Consider the following 21,248-nt stretch of genomic DNA (forward strand, 5'->3'; position numbering starts at 1 on the left):
GTACACGCAACTCCATTCTTTTTGCTTGTTTCTGGACAATTCAAGTATAAAAGAATGACGGGGTTGCGTGTCTTTTTTTTTTGACCAAAATTGTATGAAAACCCCAACATTTATTATAGAGCCTAATTATAAAACAAAAGGGCTGTCCATAAATTAAGTACGTAGTAGATCTTTTTGTTCGATTGACGGAATCATAGTCTCAGCGCCTACTCTAATTGCGCATGTAGTGTTTGTCCAGGTCAATAGCCTCAAGTGCCAGGTTTAAGCTATAAGATCAAAAATTTTGGCTATTGCCATTGGACTATCAATAAGCTTCACTAATTATGCTCGTGAAGGAAAAATGTGAAACATTTTTTCTAAGTGCCCGCCATTTTACAAAATCCACTTCTTGGACTTATTGGACAGCCCTATAAAAAAGATATTAATTTGTTTGTTCAGGTAAATTTATTGTAAATACAGTTCCTTTTCCTAGTTCACTCCACACGGAAATTGTTCCTTTATGTGCATCAATAATGTTTTTCGCAATGGCCAGCCCTAAACCTGTTCCCGAACTCCCTCTTGTCCTTGCTTTATCAGCTTTATAAAATCTTTCAAAAACAAAAGGTAAATCTTCAGAAGGAATTCCAGATCCATTATCTTTTATTTCTAAAATTAATCCATTCTGGCCACTTGTCACTTTTAACTCCACTAACCCTTCCTCTGGAGTATGTCGAATAGCATTATCAATTAAATTCGTTAATACTTGTTCAATTCGATCTGGGTCAAAACGATATATATCCTTATCTGTGTTAACTTGAACTTCTAAATGAACATTATTTTCTTTAGCAAGTCCAAAGAATTTACGACCTATTCTTTCTATGTAAGAATTTAATTGAACATCGTCAAATGTTAAACTCATGCTCCCTGATTCCAACCTAGCTAAATCAAGCAATTCGTTGACTAATCGTCCCATCCGAAGAGATTCTTCATTAATGATCTTTATAATTTCTTTCCGTTCTTCTTCATTACCTGCAATATCATCAATTAAAGCTTCGCTATAACCTTGTAACATAGCTACTGGTGTACGTAACTCATGTGAAACATTCGCAACAAAATCTTTACGCATTTTTTCTAATTTTCGTTCCTCAGTCATATCCCGTATGACTACAACAGCACCACGGATAGATTGTTCATCGAATTGCGGGGAAACGATAAAAGACCAATATCGATCTCCAAAATTCATTTCGCCAGACTGATCTTTCCCTGTTTTAATAGATTCATTTAATAAATCAATAAATTCTGGCGGTATCTCTTTTTTTCCCTTATTATCTTGTGAATCAGTCCATGCCGATAAAAATTCATCTGCAGGAGGATTGGTAACTAATATCTCTCCTTGTTTATTTATAGTAATGACACCGTCTGCCATACTACGTAAAATACTTGAAAGTTGCTCTTTTTCACGTTTTAATGCATTCATATTCACTTCTAATTGTTCACGCATTTTATTAAATGTCTTCGCTAATTCACCAATTTCATCATGGGTTAATATTGGAACTTTAACATCAAAACGTCCTTTGGCTACTTCGGCTGCAGATTCACGCATTTTTCGCAGAGGTGCAGTTACACGGGTTGAAAGAAAGAAAGCAAAGGCACTTGTCAATATAAAAGCAATTCCAGCTGACCAAAGAATGATATCAGAAGTTGCTTCAATCGCATTATCCATTACATCTAAAGATTGATATATAAATACCGCACCAGTTTTATTAACTAAATGGATCGGTACACCGATCATTAAACCTTGATTTAATTTTTCATCTGATTGTGTGAATTCAATTTCTTTCGTCACTGAATCATCAATAGTAAACACTTGAGAAAGCGTTTTATCAGACTTAAAATAATTGATGTCAAAAATCTTTTTATCCTCTGGGTTTGAGTGATAAATGTGATTTTCGTCAGTAATAATGATCGCATGTGTATTTTCATCCAAAATTTCCCATGCAACTTCTAATGCAAAGCTAAATTCATCATGCTCTTCTAAAGTTTTAGCTATTTGGGAAGCCGTATCTATTAATGATTTTTTTACATCTTCCACAACATAACTTTGAAAAAATTGCATAATTAAGATTGATAATACGAATAGAACAACAAACATCAATAATAATATTGTTGCCCATAATTTACCTACAACACTATTCCATCGTTTCATTCATTCACTACCTCAAATTTGTACCCTACTCCCCAAACAGTTACAATCATTTTGGCAGCGTCTTCCGATACTTTACTTAGTTTTTCTCTTAATCGTTTGATATGGGTATCCACTGTTCTTAAATCACCAAAGAATTCATAATGCCAAACTTCACGTAACAATTGTTCACGATCAAATACTTTGTCAGGTGACTTTGCTAAAAAGTATAATAAATCGTATTCCTTTGGTGTTAAACTTACTTCTTTTTCATCTGCTAATACTCGATGTGCATCATGATCTATAGTTAAATGTGGATATACGATAATATTTTTTGCAGTTGTATCTGTTTGTAAATAACTAGTTTTTGAAGATCTTCTTAACAATGCTTTTACACGTAAAACAACTTCACGAGGACTAAAAGGTTTAACGATATAATCGTCTGTTCCAACTTCAAATCCTTGAACACGGTTTGCTTCTTCGCCTTTAGCTGTTAACATAATAACCGGTGTCGCTTTCTTTTCTCTTAGTTCGCGGCAAACTTCAATTCCATCTTTTCCCGGTAGCATTAAATCTAAAATAATTAAATCATAATCCGTTGCCAATGCCTTTTCTAAGGCTTCATTTCCTTCTTGCGCTTCGTCAATTACATAATTTTCTCTTTCTAAGTACATTTTTAATAATCTTCTAATTCTTTCTTCATCATCTACAATTAGAATCTTTACATCTTGTTTCATTCGATGAAACCTCCTTGTATCAATTGTACAAAAATCGACAATTTATTTCCATATGATATTCATAGGATCTATATTATGTAAAAAATTTGCCACACTTTGCTCAATTCTATTATATATGCAATTAAAAATACTGTCCAAACTGGAAAAAACAGCATAAGGAAAGAGCTGACAACTGTCAGCTCCCTTTATTATACATAGGAGTGTAATCCCGCAATCACTAAATTAACAAATACAAGATTAAACATAATAATACCGAATCCTATTACAGCAAGCCAAGCAGATTTTTCTCCATGCCACCCTCTTGATAATCGTAAATGTAAAAAAGCAGCATAAAAAAACCAAGTAATAAGGGCCCAAACCTCTTTTGGATCCCAATTCCAAAATCTTGTCCAGGCAATTTGTGCCCAAATCATGGCAAAAACGAGTCCACCTAATGTAAAAATAGGAAACCCAATCAACACCGACCGATAAGCAATTTCATCTAACAGATCATCATTAATTTTTGCTACAAGCGGTTGAATCATCTGTGAGATTCTTTTTCTTGTAATTAGTCGAACTAGGATGTAAAGAATTGTTCCAGCAATAAACGACCAAATTACTGTATTTGCCCTTGCTGCGTTAAAATTTGCAGGCAATTCAGCTAATGGCTCCATTTTAGACTCCGTAAGTAAATTCCAATCATTAGGACCGACTAAAGCAGGAAGTTCATACACAATCGTTGAAGTTTGTCCTTCTTTATCTATCCATTCAAATTGAGCTTCATAATGCATAAAAGAAAACGTACTTGTCATGATAATAAAACCTAGTACTACTGTTAATAAATACATTATAGATTCTATACCTAACCGCTTATAGGAGGTTTCTTTTTGGTTAACGTTCTTTAATAAATAGATGACTCCAGCTACAAAACCGATCGATAGGATTGCTTGTCCTGCTGCTGTCGTCATCACATGTATAGGTAACCATATACTTTTTAGTGGTGGTATTAGCGGAGTAATATCCCTCGAAAACATGCTGGCATATCCAATTAAAATGATCACGATGGGAAGTGCGAAAACCCCTAAAACTGCCGCTTGGTAAATAAAATAGATTAGTATAAAGGCACCGACAAGCATCATGCTAAAGAATGTAATAAATTCAAACATGTTACTAACTGGTGCATGTCCAGCAGCCACCCATCTTGTTATAAAATAGCCAATGTGTATCATAAATCCGATTATGGTCAATGTTATCCCTATTTTAGCACTAATTGTAATATTATTTTTATAATGACTCTCATCCATTCCCCTCTTTTGTTTGATTGCTCCGCCAAAAAATAGTGTTGCTACTAAATAGATAATAAATGCAATTAACAATAAATTACTACTTAATTCTGCCATTATTTATCACCCCAATGTGCTCATTCGATCCTTTTGACCGATAACTCTATTATTTTCAGCCTTTTGATCAATAGGAATCGGAATTTTTGTATCAGATAATACTTTTTCAATTTCCTTATGGAAACCATACCAATTTTTATTTGTATGTCCCGCAACATGTACTGTTCCTTCTACGTGTTTCACCCAAATTCGTCTATGTTGCCAAAAAGAGCCTTGTGCTACTCCAATTAAAAATATAATGCCCCCAATGGCAATGACAGGTAATGTTTTATCAAGTCGTACGGTAAGTCCACTATAATTAACTGTTTCAACCGTTTGAAACTCCATTTTATATTTATTTTCAGAAACTTCTATCGTTTGTTGAATGGCTGCAAAACTTCTTTCTCCTTCAGGACGGTCTGGTGTTATCATTTTAAATGCAAATGCTGGATTTATAGGCTCTTGTGAAGCTGTAGATGGTTTTCCATCTTTCATTTGGAAATTTGGAAAATAATCTAATAACTCAACAAAATAACCATTCCCTAAATCATATAGCTTTTGAGGATTATTTAAGTCAATGGATATATTCCCGTATGATTCTCCCGTTTCTTTGTTTGTCAATGCAAATGTCATTGTCGATATTTCATTCAACCGATAACTTGATTGATATAAAGCATATCCATCAAATTTCAATGGTTTATTGACCTGTATCTCGTAATCTTTTATTTTTTTTAATTTTGGTTCCTCCCCAGGTAATGATGATTCAGCACTATATAAAGTTGCATCTGTTTGGAAATTTTTGGCAATCATTCCTTTTTCTTCAATCGCCTTTTGAAAAACTTCCCCATCTGTTTCGTCATACACTTCAAATATAAATTTATGATTTGCTAAATAATACTCTTTATCTGTACCAGGAATGGCAAGTGTTTCTCCTTCTTTAATCCATAAAAATTCATTTATATAAAACCCTGGTATAAACCGAAGCATACATCCAATTAAAAATATGATTAAACCGATATGGTTTACATATGGTCCCCATCTTGAAAATCTTCCTTTTTCAGCAAATAAATGCCCTTTTTCTACTTTTACTTTATAATGTTTTTTCTTCAATCTTTCTATTACAATAGGAAAATCTCTTTCAATTTCTTTGGCTTCAGTCATGTTATAAAAGCGTTGTCTACTTAAAAAATTCGTATTCCGTTTCACACGTTGATTTTTCAAAGCTTTATAGAGAGGGACTGCCCGGTCTAAACTACATATAATTAAAGAAACACCTATCGACGCTATTAATAATAAGTACCACCAAGAACCATATGTATCATGAAAACCTAAAATATAATATACCTTTCCGAACGAGCCATAATTTTCTTCGTAATATTGTTCTGCCGGCATCGGTAATTGACCTAATGTGGAAATCTGTGGCAAAATAGATCCAATTGCAGTTGCAATAAGCGTAATAACAATTAATACTACCCCAACTTTAACAGACGAAAAAAAGTTCCAAATACGATCTATTATCGTTTTATTATATGTTTGCGACCGGCGTGCACTACCTTCATAGCGCATATCTAGTAGTTTTCCTTCGATTGCCTTCTCATCAAAAACTTTTCCGCAAGCCTCACAAAGAATTGTTCCATGTGGATTAACATGACCACATTCACACTTAACTTTATTCATAAATAAAACTCCTATTCAGGTTTAATCTTTTCCATATATTGTTGTACCATTTCCTCTGTCATCGTTGATTCAATATAATCGACTATAATGCCGTCTGAATTGATCAAATACGTTGCAGGTAAGGGAAAGATTCCATATGCTTTTTGAACTTCACCGCTCTCATCAACTACTATAGGAAAAGAAAGATTGTATTGTTTCGCAAAGTTTTCGATTGCGATTTTCGTTTCACCAACATTTATGGCTATAATCTCTACACCTTCATCTTTATATTTTTTATATTGATTTTGCATATAAGGCATCTCATCTTTACAAGGTTCACACCATGTTCCCCAAAAATTTAAAAATACACCCTTCCCTCGATAGTCAGACAATTTATATTCATTACCTTCTAAATCTTTTAAAACAAAGTCAGGCGCTTCCTCACCAATTGCAGCCACCTTTTTTGTGTCCTTTGCGAAATTTGAATATAATACAAAGATAATAGCGGCTGAAAGCATTACGAGAATGACTGAACGTAAGATAAGCCGATTTTTTTTATTTCTCATCGACTGCCCTCCTATCCCAGTTATATATGGTAGTGATTCTATCATTTCAGATTTTTGTTTTTTTGTAAAGTTTTGAACCTTCAGTTACAGAAATATGTATATATTTTATTTAGATTTTATTTTCGAATAATTAAACCTATATGATGTCGGTCAAAAAGTATACATATAGCAAATTTTGAGTTTGAAATGGCGGACGCGTATACAATAGCACAAGCTAAGCTCCTTGTCATTCCGTTCCTGCGAAGTCTTTGACTTATGTGCCTGACAGTACAAAAGCTTTTGCTGTTCTCACTGGCCTCTGATTGTGCTTCACTGATTCTGAACACGCGGGAAAGTTTAAAACATTTTTCCAGGCCGCCATTTCACTATACGATAATTATTAGAACAACTCCTTTATTAACGACGGTTTCCACCATTTTTGGCAAGAACAATTAACTGTTTTACTTCATGAGGTGTAAGCGGTCTCCATTCTCCCGCATTTAAACCCGTTAAATCTAAAAAGGCATAACGTTCTCTTTTTAATTTCATTACTGGATAGCCGATTTTTTCAAACATACGCCTTACTTGACGGTTTCTTCCCTCATGTATTGTTAGTTCAATAATAGCAGTGTTTTTACGCTTATTAGCAGATAAAAACTTTGCTTTTGCTGGTGCAGTTAAACCATCATCTAACCGAATACCTTTCTGCAATTGTTTTAAATGTTCTCTAGTAGGAATTCCTTTCACTTTGGCAATATAAGTTTTTTCAATTTCATATTTCGGATGCGTTAACAGATTCGCAAACTCTCCATCATTCGTCATCAGTAGTATTCCAGATGTATCATAATCTAGTCGTCCAACAGGATAAATACGTTCTGTAACTTCAGGAAAGAAATCCAGCACCGTTTTCCGATTTTTATCATCTTTAACTGTCGTAACTACCCCTTTCGGTTTATAAAATAAGAAATATACAGGTGCTTCTTTTTCAACCTTAATTCCATTGACTTCCACTACATCATTTGGTCCAACTTTTGTTCCCAATTGTTTGACAACTTCTCCATTAACCGTTACTTTTCCTTGCAAAATTAATTCTTCAGCTTTTCTCCTCGAAGCTATTCCAGCATGAGCAATAACCTTTTGTAATCGTTCCAAGAGATAACACTCCTTTTTTTGCTGTACACTTTCATGTTGTTCAAAAAATAAATAAAATATATTTATGAAAAAATATTTTGGTGTAAAAATTTACAATACCATACTCTAGCTGAATTATGCCACAATCTATTGCTCAATACAAAAAAATTGCATAATAATTTTATACAAAAATAAAAACAAGCGAATAACCGCTTTCGCTTGTTTAAACATTTCCCTTTTTTATGTAGTACCAAATATTAGTGTTACGATTATTATACTTGCAGTAATTCCAATAAAATCAGCAATTAAGCCGATCTTTAATGCATCTCCCATCTTTTTTATTCCAACAGCACCAAAATATACTGTTAAAATATAAAATGTTGTATCGGTGCTCCCTTGCATAACTGAAGCAAGTCGACCGATAAATGAGTCCGGACCATATGTTGCTATTAAGTCACTTGTCACTCCTAATGCCGCATTGCCTGAAATCGGTCGTAAAATTGCTAAAGGGACAATTTCGGCAGGGATACCAAAAAGTTCAAGTACCGGTCTAAGTAGCCCAACAAAAAACTCCAATGCTCCTGATGCACGAAAGATGGAAATGGCTACTAACATTCCGACAAGAAAAGGAATAATTGATATAGCAATTTTTATTCCCTCTTTTCCTCCTTCAACAAAGGTTTCATACGTTGGTACTTTTTTCCATGTTCCATGTATTAAAATAATTGCTATAATGATTGGAATTAGCCATAACGAAACGGTGGAAATGATTTGCATTATCTCACCCTGTTTCTATTTTTTCGATTATAAATATAGTGATCTATTAATATGGCACAAATGGTCGCAAACAATGATGCTATAATAGTTGGTAACACAATCTCGGCCGGTGATACGGAATCATAGTTCATTCTGATCGCCAAAACGGTTGTCGGAATGATCGTAATGCTTGATGTATTAATAACTAGAAATGTAACCATAGAACGGCTTGCCTCATTTTTACCACCATTTAACATTTTTAATTGCTCCATTGCCTTAATGCCAAGTGGTGTAGCTGCATTACCTAATCCAAACATATTTGCCATCATATTTGATAAAATATATCCAAGGGCAGGATGATCAGGTGGAATATCTGGAAAAATTTTTTTCACTAACGGTTTAAATAGGTATGCAAGCTTGTCCAATAGACCTGATGTTTGAGCAATTCTCATTAATCCTAACCAAAAGACTAGAACACTAATAAAACCAATACATAAGGTGACTGCTTCTTGTGCCCCTTGAAAAACGGCTTTATTCACCTCTTCCATAGTGCCGTTAAACATCGCAAATACAATTCCAATAACGGACATTGCTACCCAAATAATATTAATCATTTGAATGAACCCCTATAACCGATCCAAATATGATAGAAAAATAGTCAAAAAAGGAATTATGTTTCTTTTTTCCATGTTTATAATAAATCGGCATTGTGTGGATTAATTGATCTTTAAAATAAATTTCGGTCTTACCTATGATTTCCGGTATTTCATCTTCTTTTTTCCGCCACTCTTTTTTAGGTTTGATTAAACGATAGTTAATTTCAAATTGTTCTTTTTCATTCTTTTTTATTGGATAAATAAAATCACGATCTAAATAGGCATGATTTTTATACACTTTGTCTTCTATTTTTTTTATTTTTCCATTTTTTATAATCGATTCATATTGATAATGATCAAAAACGTATTCAAACATTTGAATATGTTCATCCCAATCCGTTGAAGACGGTGTATTTAATGTTACAGCTATTAAATCCATTCCATCTTTTGATGCCGTAGATACGAGGGTTCGTTTTGCTCTTTTTGTATATCCTGTTTTTCCACCAGTGGAATATTTATATAAACCCGTAACGAGCTTATTCTTGTTGCGCCAAATTCGATCCCAATTCCCTTTAGGATCAGGCGTTCTATATACCTTTGTACTTGAAATTTCTCGAAATTGCTCATTTTCCATTGCATATTTTGTGAGGATCGCCATGTCATAGGCAGAAGAAAAATGGTCTTCATGATCATCAAGGCCATGGGGATTCGCAAAATGGGTGTTTTTCATACCAAGTTGCTTCGCTTTCTCATTCATTAAAAACACAAAGCCCTCCACACTTCCACCAACATATTCAGCAATTGCATAAGCTGCATCATTACCTGAACGGAGCATAAGTCCATAGACGAGATCTCTCAATTTAATCTTTTCACCCGGCTTTAAATAAACAGAGGAGCCTTCGACTCGTGTTGCATTGTTACTTACAGTTACTGTTTCATCCATTTTTCCTGATTCAATCGCGAGTATTGCGGTCATGATTTTCGTTATACTTGCAATTCTTCTAGGTTCGTGGGCATTTTTTTCATAAAAAACTCGGCCGGTTTTTTGATCGATTATAATAGCACTATATGAATTAACGCTTATTTGGTGAGCGAATGCGATGTTGTTTGGCGGTATTATCCATGTACAAAAAAGCGTTAATATGATGATTGCCAATATTTTTTTGTAATCAAATCGCATACTTGTCCACCTGCTCCTTCTGTCATTTGTACAAGTTTATGGTGTAAAAAAGAAAGTTATGATAAAAATACAAAATTAGTTGATAAAAAAATCACTGGAATTAATCCAGTGAATCTTGTTCGTGATTTAATTCTTTTTTCGAATCAAAATGATTATCAGTTAGTCGATCAAAGAAAAGATCAGCTTCTTCGACCAAGTCATTTTCATCTGCCTCTGGTAACTCTGGTAACTCATTTAAATCCTTTAACCCAAAATAATCTAGAAATTCTTTTGTAGTTCCATATAATATTGCTCTTCCCGGTCCATCAGCTCTCCCTACTTCTTGAATGAGTCCTTTGGCAACGAGTGTATGTATTGGTCTTTCCGTTTTTACCCCTCGGATTTCTTCAATCTCGATTCGAGTGATTGGTTGTCTATAAGCTATTATTGTTAAAGTTTCAAGAGCAGCTTGACTTAATGTAGCGTGATTAGGCGATTCTACCAATCTTTTTAAATAAACCGCGTTTTCTTTTTTCGTTGCCAACTGATATGTGCCAGCTACTTCTATAATCGTTAATCCACGGTTGTTATCATGTTCATATTCTTCTTTTAATTCGTGTAATATTTCAATAGCTTTAAATTCTGGTATTTCCATAACAGAAGTAATTTGTTTTAAGGTCAGTCCCTCATCTCCTGCAGCAAATAATAAGCTTTCCAATATACCTTTCCAATTTACAAGTTCCAATTCAGTCCACCTTCTTTAAACTTACCTGTTTGCCGCAATGAACAGGTCACCAAAGTTTTCTTCTTGTTGTACTTTAATTTGATCTCGTTTTAATAGCTCTAAAACAGCTAAAAACGTCGTGACAATATGGTTTTTATCAGGATATGGGAATAGTTTAAAAAAGTCCACCCAACTATTATTACTTACAAGTTCTTCATAAACCTCTTCTATGCGTTGCTCTATCGAAATTTCGTCTCGAGCAATCCTCGTTTGCAATGGCTTTTGGAGTCGTTTACGTCGCAAAAGTTTATGAAAAGCACCTAGCATATCATAGATCGTTGCTTTGTTTTCACTTTCAACAATTGAAACATTAGAAGAATACTCTGATAAATCGCTAGGCGGTTTTGTAAAAAATAGTGAACGTTCCTTCTCTTTTTCTTTCAATTCGAGGGAAGCTTCTTTATATTTACGATATTCGATTAATCGTGCAACTAATTCTTCACGCGGGTCTTCTTCATACGCCTCTTCATATTCCATTTGATCGTCTTCTGGTTCATGTCTTGGCAACAACATTTTACTTTTAATTGCTAATAGTTCAGCTGCCATTACTAAATATTCGCTTGCGACATCCAATTCCAATTCCTGCATTGTATGAATATACAATAAATACTGATCGGTTATCTCATGCATTGGAATATCATAAATATCTATTTCTAACGTTTTTATTAAATGTAATAGTAAGTCTAATGGACCTTCAAATCCTACTGTTTTAATGTTCATGAACATTTGTTAATCACCAATATTATTAAAATCCTTCCTTTAGTATAATGGAAAACGATCTTTAATCAAATAGACTATACATTTTCTTATTTTTTCCATAAAAAAGAGGTCGTCCCTAACATAAGGTCAGACCCGTAACATATAGATAAGGGTATCAAGTACATGAATATAAACAAGAATTTGAATTTAACTAGTCACATCGATTAAAAAAAGTTGCCACATTTTCGCTAGGAGAAAATTGAGCATTTGGAAACATATCTTTTAATGCTTTTACCATACCTTTTCCGACACCTTGTTCTCGATGCGAAGGGTTTACAGAAATGTGTAAAACTTCAAAAACTTCATCATTAACTTCACGTCCGCCAATTAAACCGATAATATCGTCATTTTCTTTCCATAAAAACAAGTGCCATTGATCATTGGTTTCATATTCTTTAATTGTTTGTTGTAATTTTTTTAAATCTTTTTCATTTGGCATAAAAGATAATAAGCCCATCGCAATTTTTTCAAAAGATTTTTTATAGCGAATTAACATATTGATCCCTCATTATATAAAACTAATCCATACAATATTGCCATTATTATTTTACAATAAAACCTAGTTTTTATCTATTTATTTATTTTGCTTATGATTAATCTTGTTTTATTACCTCAAATAAGGGGAAATCCAATTTTATTAAATCTTCGTAAGTTTCCCTACGAATAACAAGTTTCGCTTTACCTTTTTCAACAAATACGACTGCTGGACGTGGTAAACGATTATAATTGCTTGCCATAGAATATCCATAGGCACCAGTACAAAAAACTGCTAATATATCTCCGGGTTCTGTTTTTGTAATTGGTAAATCCCAAATTAACATATCACCTGATTCACAAGCTTTTCCAGCAATGGATACAAGATCTTCTTTTTTATCATTGGCTTTATTTGCAACAATCGCATCATATTTTGCTTGATAAAGTGCAGGACGAATATTATCACTCATTCCGCCATCTACAGCTACATATTTACGAATACCTGGTATTTCTTTCGAAGAACCAATTCGATAAATAGTTGTTCCTGCATCCCCAACAAGCGATCTTCCCGGTTCTATCCATATTTCTGGCATTGTCAGATTATTTTCATTTACATGAGTTTTTACTTCATGAATAATGGCATTAACATACTCTTCTGGTTGAAGTGGTTTATCTGATTCAGTATAGCGAATACCGAAGCCCCCACCGACATTAACAACCGATGGTTCGTACGATAGTTGTGTTTTCCATTTTTTAATATGTGTAAATATTTTTTGAATCGCAAGCTTAAATCCTGTTGTTTCAAAAATTTGTGAGCCTATATGACAATGAAGTCCTAATACATTATAATTTGAAAGAGAATTCGCCAATTTTAGAGCCTGATCAGCTTGACCACTTGTTAAATCAAATCCAAATTTCGAATCTTCTTGACCTGTTAAAATATAATCATGAGTATGGGCTTCTATACCCGGAGTAACACGAAGTAAAATATTTACTTTTTTTCTCTTTTGGGTTGCTAAATCATGCAATATATTGAGTTCATAGAAGTTATCTACAACAAAACAGCCGACATTATGATCTAGTGCCATTTCCATTTCTTCAATACTTTTGTTATTCCCGTGAAAATGAATTTTCTCAACCGGATAGTTAGCTTTAATAGCAGTATATAATTCGCCACCGGATACAACATCTAAAGACAAGCCCTCTTCATTTGCTAATTGAAGCATAGCAATAGATGAAAATGCTTTACTAGCATAGGCTACTTGCGCTTTTACTCCTGCTTTTTTAAATGTATCTATAAAACTCCTTGCTCTTTGTCGAATTAATCTTACATCATAAACTATAAGAGGAGTTCCAAAATCAGTTGCCAATTGAACGGTGTCACAACCTCCAATTTCTAAATGACCTTGTTCATTCACTTTCATCGTCCCATGCAGAATCATTTTCTCACTCCCAACTTTTAACACAATTTATCAAATAAACGATTCCGAATATTTAATTACTAATATGAAAAACTTTAACATATTAAAGCTATCCTTGCAATGTCTTATTTTGACATACGTGTTGTTTTTTAAGAGATTCTACATGGAACATAACAATTTTCTACCTTTACGATGTTTCTTGTTTTTTCCTATTTCTAGGCTGAACAATAGCTGGACGGACAATCGTTCCTGGTGTAGATCTACGAACTAAAATTTGCATAAACTCCCGCGGTTGAAATGGAATAAACGGCCAAAAGTATGGTGTGTTTAACGAACGCATACTCGTCAAAAAGATTAATATGATTGTGGTACCGATAACAAATCCAGGCACTTTGAAAAGAGATACAAGGATCAATAGAAATAAATGGGAGATTTTATTTGCAACACTTAACTCATAACTCGGAGTAGCAAAAGTACCAATGGCGGAAAAAGCCACATATAAAATAACTTCGGGTATTAATAAACCAACTTCTACTGCTATTTCACCAATTAATACGGCAGCAATTAAACCCATTGCAGTGGATAACGGAGTAGGGGTATGAATGGCTGCCATACGTAGAAACTCTATTCCGATATCGCAAATAAATATTTGTATAACAACCGGTATATTTGATGTTTCTTTCGGGCCGATAAAATCTAATTGTTTTGGTAATAATTCAGGTTCCAAAACGAAAAGTAACCAAAGTGGTAATAAAAAGATAGAAGCAAGTATACCGATAAAACGAATCCATCTTACAAATGTTCCGACAGCCGCTGATTGTCGATATTCTTCCGCATGTTGAACATGATGAAAAAAAGTTGTCGGAGTAATAATAACACTTGGAGAAGTATCGACAATGATTAAAACATGACCTTCTAATATATGAGTCGCCGCTACATCGGCCCTTTCTGTATATCTTACTTGTGGATAGGGATTGTATCCTTGCTTCAAAATATATTCTTCAATGGCTTTATCAGCCATTGTTAAACCATCAACATCAATCCCTTCAATCTCTTTCCGAATCGTTTTAATTAATTTTGGATTTGCAACGTCTTTTAAATAAACGAGGGAAACATCTGTTTTTGAACGTTCCCCTACTTTAAACATTTCAAAACGTAGCCGCTCATCACGTATTCTTCTTCGAATAAGAGCGGTATTGAATATAATATTTTCAACAAACCCATCCCTTGATCCGCGAATGACTCTCTCTGTATCTGGTTCTTCTGGTGATCTGCCAGGATAACTTCTTGTATCAACTACAAAAGCTTTATTTTCATCTTCTACAAAAATAATTATTAAACCAGATAAAACTTGATCAACTGCTTCATCTAACGTTGAAACAATTTCAACAGATTGATTGTTAATATAATTTTTAACTAATAAGAACAAATCTTTAGCGAATTTACTATCATGTCGATCATTTAGATGAACAACTTCTTGTAGAGTACGTAAAACATAGAGCGTATCAACCAATCCGTTAACGTAATAAAGATGGATACTTCGATTAAAGACTTTGATTTTTCGTACTCCTAAATCAAAACTAGTCCCTAATCCAACTCTATTTTTCATATACGCTTCAATTTCTTCTAGATTGCCTGTAATTGGTTGCTTATTTATTGTTGCTTCTGTCAATGTTTATCACATCCTTTTAGTAGCAAAAATTTATAAATTCACATAAAAAAGCCAATGAAATAAAGAACCAAAGACCTTCCCTAGAACAATCGCCATGAGTAAATAAAGTAAACGGTCCTGGAGTTTGACTCGTTTGAAAATTAACGGCAACACATCTAATGCTTCATATAATGCCGCAGCTAACATACCGACAAATACCCCTTGAAATAATCCTAAAAAAACCATAAAAATCCAGTGAAATGAAAACTGAATTTCTTGTAAACCAATCCAAGAACCAGTTATAACACCAAGCACTGTTGCCCATTCATAATAAAGCAACATGCTCATCGATTTTGTTAATTGCATGAGTCTAGGTATAATACCTAATACAGCAATAAAAGCAACGAATCCAGCACCGACAGCGAAACCACCAGCAAGACCGACAAGTAAAACAAAAATAACTTTAAGACTCATCGATTCGTTTTACACTTTCCTCACTTTCATTGATAATCATATAGTGATCTATGTTTTGCTGGTAATTAAACATTTCAACTTCCAATGGACTCGGTTCTTCATTGATCCGTTTTTTAAATACATGGTTAAAGAATAAAATCATGCCTAAACCCAAACCGATTGAATAAGGAATTTGGATAGAAAGTGGTTTTGAATCCTTTATTCCGGTCATTAAATAAAAAAGTTTTTGATGGACAGCTTGCATACTGGTGTCTTCATGAAAGTTCATAATCGTAAAGGCCGATCCGATAAATAGTAAAAGCCACGCTAACAAAAATAAAGGTTTTGACATTTTTACTTTTTGAGTAACGATTTCGATAATCGTTTGTTGTGGTCCAACTAACTGAATATCACAATTCCCTATGTTTTCTGTAATCCTTTGAATGATTTTAATTCCATCTAACACTACAATATTTTGATCCTTTTTCGATACTTTATGGATTTCGATTGGTTCTAAAATTTTCTTATGTTTTTCCGGCGCACTGATTATTGCAATATCTTTTAAGAGTATTGGTTTGTATCGCTTCACTTGTACCCGGTGATGAAGGCGAATATAAATAGTGGTAACCACAAAAATCACTTCCTGAACATATAATACTTTCTAAAACTAGTATGAGTTGGAATAAGCAAAATCATAAAATCCAATTATTAACAAAAAAGATCAAATGGTTCTATGTTTCCATTTGATCTTTAATCGTTTTTAATATTTTCTTTTCTAATCGAGAAACTTGAACCTGTGATATCCCAAGCCTCGCTGCAACTTCAGATTGTGTTTGGTCCTTATAATATCGCAAATATACAATTAATTTTTCTCTATCATCCAGATTTTCAATCGCTTCTTTTAAAGCGATTTTTTCAAACCACTTTTCGTTATCCTGATCAGAGATTTGATCAAGTAATGTAATAGGATCCCCATCATTTTCATAAACTGTTTCATGTATAGATGTAGGGGCAAGTACAGCTTCCTGTGCCATTAATATTTCTTCGACAGGGACATCCATATGTTCACTTAATTCATAAACCGTAGGTACGCGACCTAGTTCTTTGGTTAGCTCATCCTTTGTGCGACGTACTCGATTTCCAATCTCTTTCAATGATCGACTTACTTTAATCGTTCCATCATCACGAATAAAACGCTGAATTTCTCCAATAATCATAGGAACAGCGTAGGTTGAAAATTTTACATCATAGGATAAGTCAAATTTATCAACAGATTTTAATAGACCGATACATCCAATTTGGAATAAATCATCAGGATCATAACCTCGGTTTAAAAATCGTTGGACAACAGACCAGACTAAACGCATATTTTTCTCTACAATTTCATCTCGGGCCGATTGGTCGCCTTTTTGACTTCGCGCTATTAAAGTTTTTATTTCGTGGTCTTTGACATAGGTTTGATCGGTCTTTTTAACCTCCACATCCATTGGCAATACCCCTTAATTGTACACTGCTTTTGCATTTGACAATTTTTTTTTCAATCTTACGACTGTTCCTTCATTCGGACGGGATTCGATGATCATTTCATCCATGAAGTTTTCCATTATTGTAAATCCCATCCCAGAGCGTTCAAGTTCAGGTTTTGTCGTATATAATGGCTGTTTCGCCTTTTCAATGTTTTGAATTCCAATCCCTTCATCGCGAACTTCTAATTCTACTGTTGAACCATCAAGCCGTACAGTAATATAAACATAGCCGTCTGAATCACTTTCATATCCATGTATGATCGCATTTGTTACTGCTTCCGAAACAACCGTTTTTATTTCCGTTAATTCATCCATTGTCGGATCAAGTTGTGCTATAAACGATGCAACAGTAACTCTTGCAAAAGATTCATTTTGACTTAGAGCACGGAATTTCAAATGCATTTCATTTTTCATGGCTTAGGCTACCCCCAATCTTTGTAAAGCCTCATTTTCAGATTGTACGAAACGAATTATCTTAAATAGGCCAGACATTTTAAATAAACGTTCGACTGCCGGGGATACGGAACAAACAATCATTTCTCCATCAACTTGTTTAAGTTGTTTGTACCGGCCAAGTATGACTCCTAAGCCAGAACTATCCATAAAATGCAGATCTTCCAAATTCATTAATACATAACGAATTTTATTTTTTTCAATCGCAGTAGAGACTTGTTCTCTAACATCGTCAGCAGTGTGGTGGTCTAGTTCTCCACTTAAACGGACAATTAAAATTTGTTTTTCTTTATATTCTAAGTTTATTTGTAAACTCACTATACATAGCCTCCCTTTACACCTAATTTTGTAACTTAGGTATAATCTAATTTTATGTATAGTGAGTGAATTCAACAATGTCTAGTAAAATTCCTTCAAGATGACAAAACTAGATATATTTCGAGAAATTTCTTTTAAAACCAACAATTTTTATTGTATCTTTGTAAACATTCCAAAACTCCGTTTAAACAATGTCCACCAACTTGCTGAATTCATATCTTCAGCAGCAATAATCGAGTTTTCTGCTAACACTTTTCCATCCTTCGAAATAACAATCTTCCCAATTTCTGTTCCTTTTTTAATTGGAGCTTTTAAATCCTTATTGATCACCAATTGTTTCTTTACGTTATCAACTTTTTCTCCTTTTTTTACTAGCAATGACACACTTTCACCTGCTACCGCTTTTAATTTCCTTCGTTCACCTTTTTTTATAGGAAACTCGCCAATCTTTTCATTTTTAGAGTAAAATGGTTTCGTTTCATATTGACTAAACGCATAATCAAACATTTGGGTTATTTGTTTATTTCGATCTTTTGGTGTTGGTGCACCCATTACTACAGCAATTGTACGCATATTGCCTTTTTTTGCTGTGGCTGTTAAGCAATATTTTGCTTCGTTTGTATAACCTGTTTTTAAGCCATCAACACCTGGGTAGAATTTCACAAGACGGTTTGTATTTACTAGCCAGAATTTTTTATCAGTTCCTTCTCTTAAATAGTCTTCATACATACTTGTATATTTGGTAATTTCTTCGTATTTTAATAACTCCTTGGCCATAACAGCCATGTCTCTTGCACTACTATAATGGTCTTCAGCTGGTAAGCCTGTCGAATTTTGGAATTTTGTATTTTTTAATCCAAGTTCTTTCGCCTTCGCGTTCATCATATCAACAAAATTTTCCTCAGAACCAGCGATTTTTTCTGCCATGGCAACCGATGCATCATTCGCTGAACCAATAGCAATTGCTTTTAGCATTTCGTCAACCGTCATTTCTTCCCCTTCTTCTAGGAAGATTTGAGACCCACCCATCGAAGCGGCGTATTCGCTTGTGCGAACCTTATCATCGAGTTGAATTTTTCCATCACTAATGGCTTCCATAATTAACAACATTGTCATAATTTTCGTCATGCTTGCAGGCGGAAGTTTTTCATCACTATTTTTTTCAAAAATTACCGCCCCAGTGTCTCTTTCAATTAAAATTGCTGATTTCGCATTTTCAGCTAAATTTAATTTTTTCTCAGATGCCATTCCTTGCAATGGAACAATGGAGCTAAAAATCATTAAAGCTGAAAATATTGCTATAAATCGTTTCATGATTTTCCCTCACTTTGAGTTTTATCTATCTTCACTTCATTGTTTCCATTGAAAGGATTTTTATACAATCTTTTCCATTTCAAATAAAAAAAGGTTCTTCGTGGTTTAAACTATCAAGTCATTATAACGGAGCATACGTAATGAAGTCTTACATTGTTTTGTGTTTCAAAAATCTTTGACAGTGTCGCAACATAAGCTGCTTGCCATTTACTATATCCTCCGTTAAAGGGAAAGAGCCTATATAGAATCGATTTTTTCTGTATTACAATTCGAAGCTTCTTTTATCTCATTGCACAGAAAAAACATCAAAAAAGTTGTCCTATTTTCTGTTGACATACCAAGTTCTAAAGTACTATTATAATACCAACCATTTTAAAATTAATGTAAATTTTTAGACATTTAAGAAAATTGATATATTTGTCTGTCCTCTTATAGCTATATACATGATGCTCAACGCTCCTTCATGATTAACTCAAATATACATAGTTTCATTTACTAACTTCTTTTTTTACGCTGTCTTTTTTTTAATGTAAATACCCTTCAAAAGTGACAAATATATGTTACAAAATAGAAACATATCTATATTTGTAATCAATGACTTTGTTTCACAAATTGGAAATAGTATCTTTTCAATTCTAATCATGTGGTATGTGTTGAAATAACTTCATCCGCAATCGCCACAGCAATAATCGGATCATTTACACATATTAGCGGTTTCTTTATTGGGCCAATTGCCGGAGTGTTTGCAGACAGGAGTAAAAATCCAAAATCTTTGTTTTCTTGGATTTTACGATTTAATACTCTCATTCTATTAATCATGGTTGTTTGTATCTATATATTAAGTAATGAATTTGAGATATTCGCAGTTTTTGTTTTGGTTGCAATAAGAGAAATTTCATTTGATCTACTGTATCCTGTTCAAACTAGAATTATCCCCTTGATTGTACCAAAAGATGGAGTTACCAAATTGTTAGGATATAGAAGTGATTCAAGTAATATCGCATCTATATTAGGTAATGCCATTTCCGGCTTTGTTATATCATTGGTTTGTATCATCGGAGGCTTTATACTCAATTCTATAACCTTTTTTCTTAGCTCAATATTAATAAGTTTGTTAAAATTATTGCAAACTCCTCAAAATAGTAAAGAAAAAGATTTAAACAACGGAGATGATCAAAATTTAGAAAACAAACGAATGAAAATAAAAAAGGAGATATTAGAAGGTGGAAGAATTTTATGGAATAATACTCTCTAAAAAAATCGCAATAATTTCTTGTTTATTAAATATAGCTAGCATGGTTGGTCCGATTTTTGTTGTTTATTTCAACGGTTATTAAAAACTAGTTCCTCAGCATATGGAGTTTTAACGCACTAATGATCTTGGGAAGTATTATAAGTGCTATAATAATTGGATTGCTAATAAAAAAATATAATAATTCTACAATTGTATTATTTGGTTGGTCACTATTATCAATTCTGCTTATTCTTATGTCATTTAATAAAGTTATTTGGTTCGTCTTCATATTGGGTTATTATTAGGGATCGGCTTAACTCTTCCAAATATAGTTTTAAATTCGGTGCAAATTCTAATTATTCCCGATGAATATAGAGGACGTGTTTCTACTCTATTACAAGCAATTAGTGTTGTATTAATTCCTCTATCAAATTTTTTAGGTGGAATAATAGTTGATATCTTCGGTGCGAATTATGTGTTCTTATTTTGTGGCTTATGGCAGTTTTTGTGGTTTTGATTGTGTATAAAAATCGCCAAATTTTTAATATACAAGCTACAGAAACGGAAACGCCTTTGTGACGGTAATGATTTAAGGAATATATCTTTGGTATCTCACACAAAAAACCTCCTTATAATAGGAGGTTTCAGACTGTCGACAAACCCCAACTCAAATGCTTCATTTGAGTTGGGATTTGTCTTTTTTTGCTCATCATTTTCTAAGATTCTTATCTTATTTAGGCTGGACATGGTCTTTTCCATGTC

Annotated in this window: 21 protein-coding genes; 1 reads left to right on the plus strand and 20 read right to left on the minus strand. The window is 33.5% G+C overall.

All coding sequences use genetic code 11. The features are described 5' to 3' along the window. Positions 1-421: 421 nt before the first annotated feature. The 20 genes from OEV82_RS13095 to OEV82_RS13190 form a co-directional block, all read right to left on the minus strand. Complete coding sequence (locus OEV82_RS13095; protein ID WP_173658582.1) at positions 422-2,185, minus strand: ATP-binding protein; 1,764 nt, start codon at positions 2,183-2,185, stop codon at positions 422-424. After that, the gene (locus OEV82_RS13100) at positions 2,182-2,898 is read right to left on the minus strand and encodes a response regulator transcription factor (RefSeq protein ID WP_173658583.1); all 717 of its coding nucleotides are present in this window, start codon (positions 2,896-2,898) and stop codon (positions 2,182-2,184) included. Before OEV82_RS13100 ends, OEV82_RS13095 begins: the two co-directional genes overlap by 4 nt. Positions 2,899-3,086: 188 nt before the next feature. Beyond that, positions 3,087-4,277 carry a c-type cytochrome biogenesis protein CcsB gene (gene ccsB, locus OEV82_RS13105; protein WP_263062150.1) on the minus strand — a complete coding sequence of 397 codons (1,191 nt, stop codon included), beginning with the start codon at positions 4,275-4,277 and terminating at the stop codon, positions 3,087-3,089. A 6-nt stretch (positions 4,278-4,283) separates the two neighbouring features. Beyond that, the gene (gene resB / locus OEV82_RS13110) at positions 4,284-5,933 is read right to left on the minus strand and encodes a cytochrome c biogenesis protein ResB (protein WP_263062151.1); all 1,650 of its coding nucleotides are present in this window, start codon (positions 5,931-5,933) and stop codon (positions 4,284-4,286) included. Positions 5,934-5,944: 11 nt separating this feature from the next. Continuing rightward, on the minus strand, positions 5,945-6,478 hold the full coding sequence (gene resA / locus OEV82_RS13115) for a thiol-disulfide oxidoreductase ResA (protein ID WP_263062152.1): 534 nt from the start codon (positions 6,476-6,478) through the stop codon (positions 5,945-5,947). Positions 6,479-6,874: 396 nt separating this feature from the next. Further along, the gene (locus tag OEV82_RS13120; protein ID WP_263062153.1) at positions 6,875-7,609 is read right to left on the minus strand and encodes a pseudouridine synthase; all 735 of its coding nucleotides are present in this window, start codon (positions 7,607-7,609) and stop codon (positions 6,875-6,877) included. A 219-nt stretch (positions 7,610-7,828) separates the two neighbouring features. Then, on the minus strand, positions 7,829-8,365 hold the full coding sequence (locus tag OEV82_RS13125) for a spore maturation protein (RefSeq protein ID WP_173658658.1): 537 nt from the start codon (positions 8,363-8,365) through the stop codon (positions 7,829-7,831). Then, positions 8,365-8,958, minus strand: coding sequence for a nucleoside recognition domain-containing protein (locus OEV82_RS13130; protein WP_263062154.1), 594 nt, complete (start codon positions 8,956-8,958; stop codon positions 8,365-8,367). Before OEV82_RS13130 ends, OEV82_RS13125 begins: the two co-directional genes overlap by 1 nt. Continuing rightward, complete coding sequence (locus tag OEV82_RS13135; protein ID WP_263062155.1) at positions 8,951-10,120, minus strand: D-alanyl-D-alanine carboxypeptidase family protein; 1,170 nt, start codon at positions 10,118-10,120, stop codon at positions 8,951-8,953. The genes OEV82_RS13130 and OEV82_RS13135 overlap by 8 nt, the downstream gene beginning before the upstream one ends. A 100-nt stretch (positions 10,121-10,220) precedes the next feature. After that, positions 10,221-10,844 (minus strand): SMC-Scp complex subunit ScpB, encoded by a 624-nt coding sequence (scpB, locus tag OEV82_RS13140; protein WP_173658661.1) that lies wholly within the window; start codon positions 10,842-10,844, stop codon positions 10,221-10,223. Positions 10,845-10,865: 21 nt separating this feature from the next. Further along, complete coding sequence (locus OEV82_RS13145; RefSeq protein WP_173658662.1) at positions 10,866-11,609, minus strand: segregation/condensation protein A; 744 nt, start codon at positions 11,607-11,609, stop codon at positions 10,866-10,868. 184 nt (positions 11,610-11,793) lie between these two features. Continuing rightward, a complete protein-coding gene (locus OEV82_RS13150; RefSeq protein ID WP_173658663.1) occupies positions 11,794-12,138 on the minus strand; it encodes a GNAT family N-acetyltransferase in 345 nt (114 codons plus the stop codon). A gap of 97 nt (positions 12,139-12,235) precedes the next feature. Next, complete coding sequence (gene lysA / locus OEV82_RS13155) at positions 12,236-13,558, minus strand: diaminopimelate decarboxylase (protein ID WP_173658664.1); 1,323 nt, start codon at positions 13,556-13,558, stop codon at positions 12,236-12,238. Positions 13,559-13,724: 166 nt separating this feature from the next. Then, positions 13,725-15,146 (minus strand): spore germination protein, encoded by a 1,422-nt coding sequence (locus OEV82_RS13160; RefSeq protein WP_173658672.1) that lies wholly within the window; start codon positions 15,144-15,146, stop codon positions 13,725-13,727. 93 nt (positions 15,147-15,239) lie between these two features. Beyond that, positions 15,240-15,662 (minus strand): stage V sporulation protein AB, encoded by a 423-nt coding sequence (locus OEV82_RS13165; RefSeq protein ID WP_173658665.1) that lies wholly within the window; start codon positions 15,660-15,662, stop codon positions 15,240-15,242. Beyond that, complete coding sequence (locus tag OEV82_RS13170) at positions 15,652-16,272, minus strand: stage V sporulation protein AA (RefSeq protein WP_173658666.1); 621 nt, start codon at positions 16,270-16,272, stop codon at positions 15,652-15,654. The genes OEV82_RS13165 and OEV82_RS13170 overlap by 11 nt, the downstream gene beginning before the upstream one ends. A 100-nt stretch (positions 16,273-16,372) precedes the next feature. Further along, positions 16,373-17,128 carry an RNA polymerase sporulation sigma factor SigF gene (sigF, locus tag OEV82_RS13175; RefSeq protein WP_173658667.1) on the minus strand — a complete coding sequence of 252 codons (756 nt, stop codon included), beginning with the start codon at positions 17,126-17,128 and terminating at the stop codon, positions 16,373-16,375. A 12-nt stretch (positions 17,129-17,140) separates the two neighbouring features. Beyond that, entirely contained in the window at positions 17,141-17,581 is a 441-nt protein-coding gene (spoIIAB, locus tag OEV82_RS13180; protein WP_173658668.1) for an anti-sigma F factor, read from the minus strand. Positions 17,582-17,584: 3 nt separating this feature from the next. After that, positions 17,585-17,938, minus strand: coding sequence for an anti-sigma F factor antagonist (gene spoIIAA, locus OEV82_RS13185; protein ID WP_173658669.1), 354 nt, complete (start codon positions 17,936-17,938; stop codon positions 17,585-17,587). Between the two features lie 150 nt (positions 17,939-18,088). After that, the gene (locus tag OEV82_RS13190) at positions 18,089-19,252 is read right to left on the minus strand and encodes a D-alanyl-D-alanine carboxypeptidase family protein (protein WP_173658670.1); all 1,164 of its coding nucleotides are present in this window, start codon (positions 19,250-19,252) and stop codon (positions 18,089-18,091) included. Positions 19,253-19,895: 643 nt separating this feature from the next. Here OEV82_RS13190 and OEV82_RS13195 point away from each other — a divergent pair. Next, on the plus strand, positions 19,896-20,507 hold the full coding sequence (locus OEV82_RS13195) for an MFS transporter (RefSeq protein WP_173658671.1): 612 nt from the start codon (positions 19,896-19,898) through the stop codon (positions 20,505-20,507). Positions 20,508-21,248 lie beyond the last annotated feature (741 nt).

Origin of the sequence: Pallidibacillus thermolactis (assembly GCF_025660415.1) — a bacterium.
Classification (GTDB): Bacteria; Bacillota; Bacilli; order Bacillales; family Caldibacillaceae; genus Pallidibacillus; species Pallidibacillus thermolactis.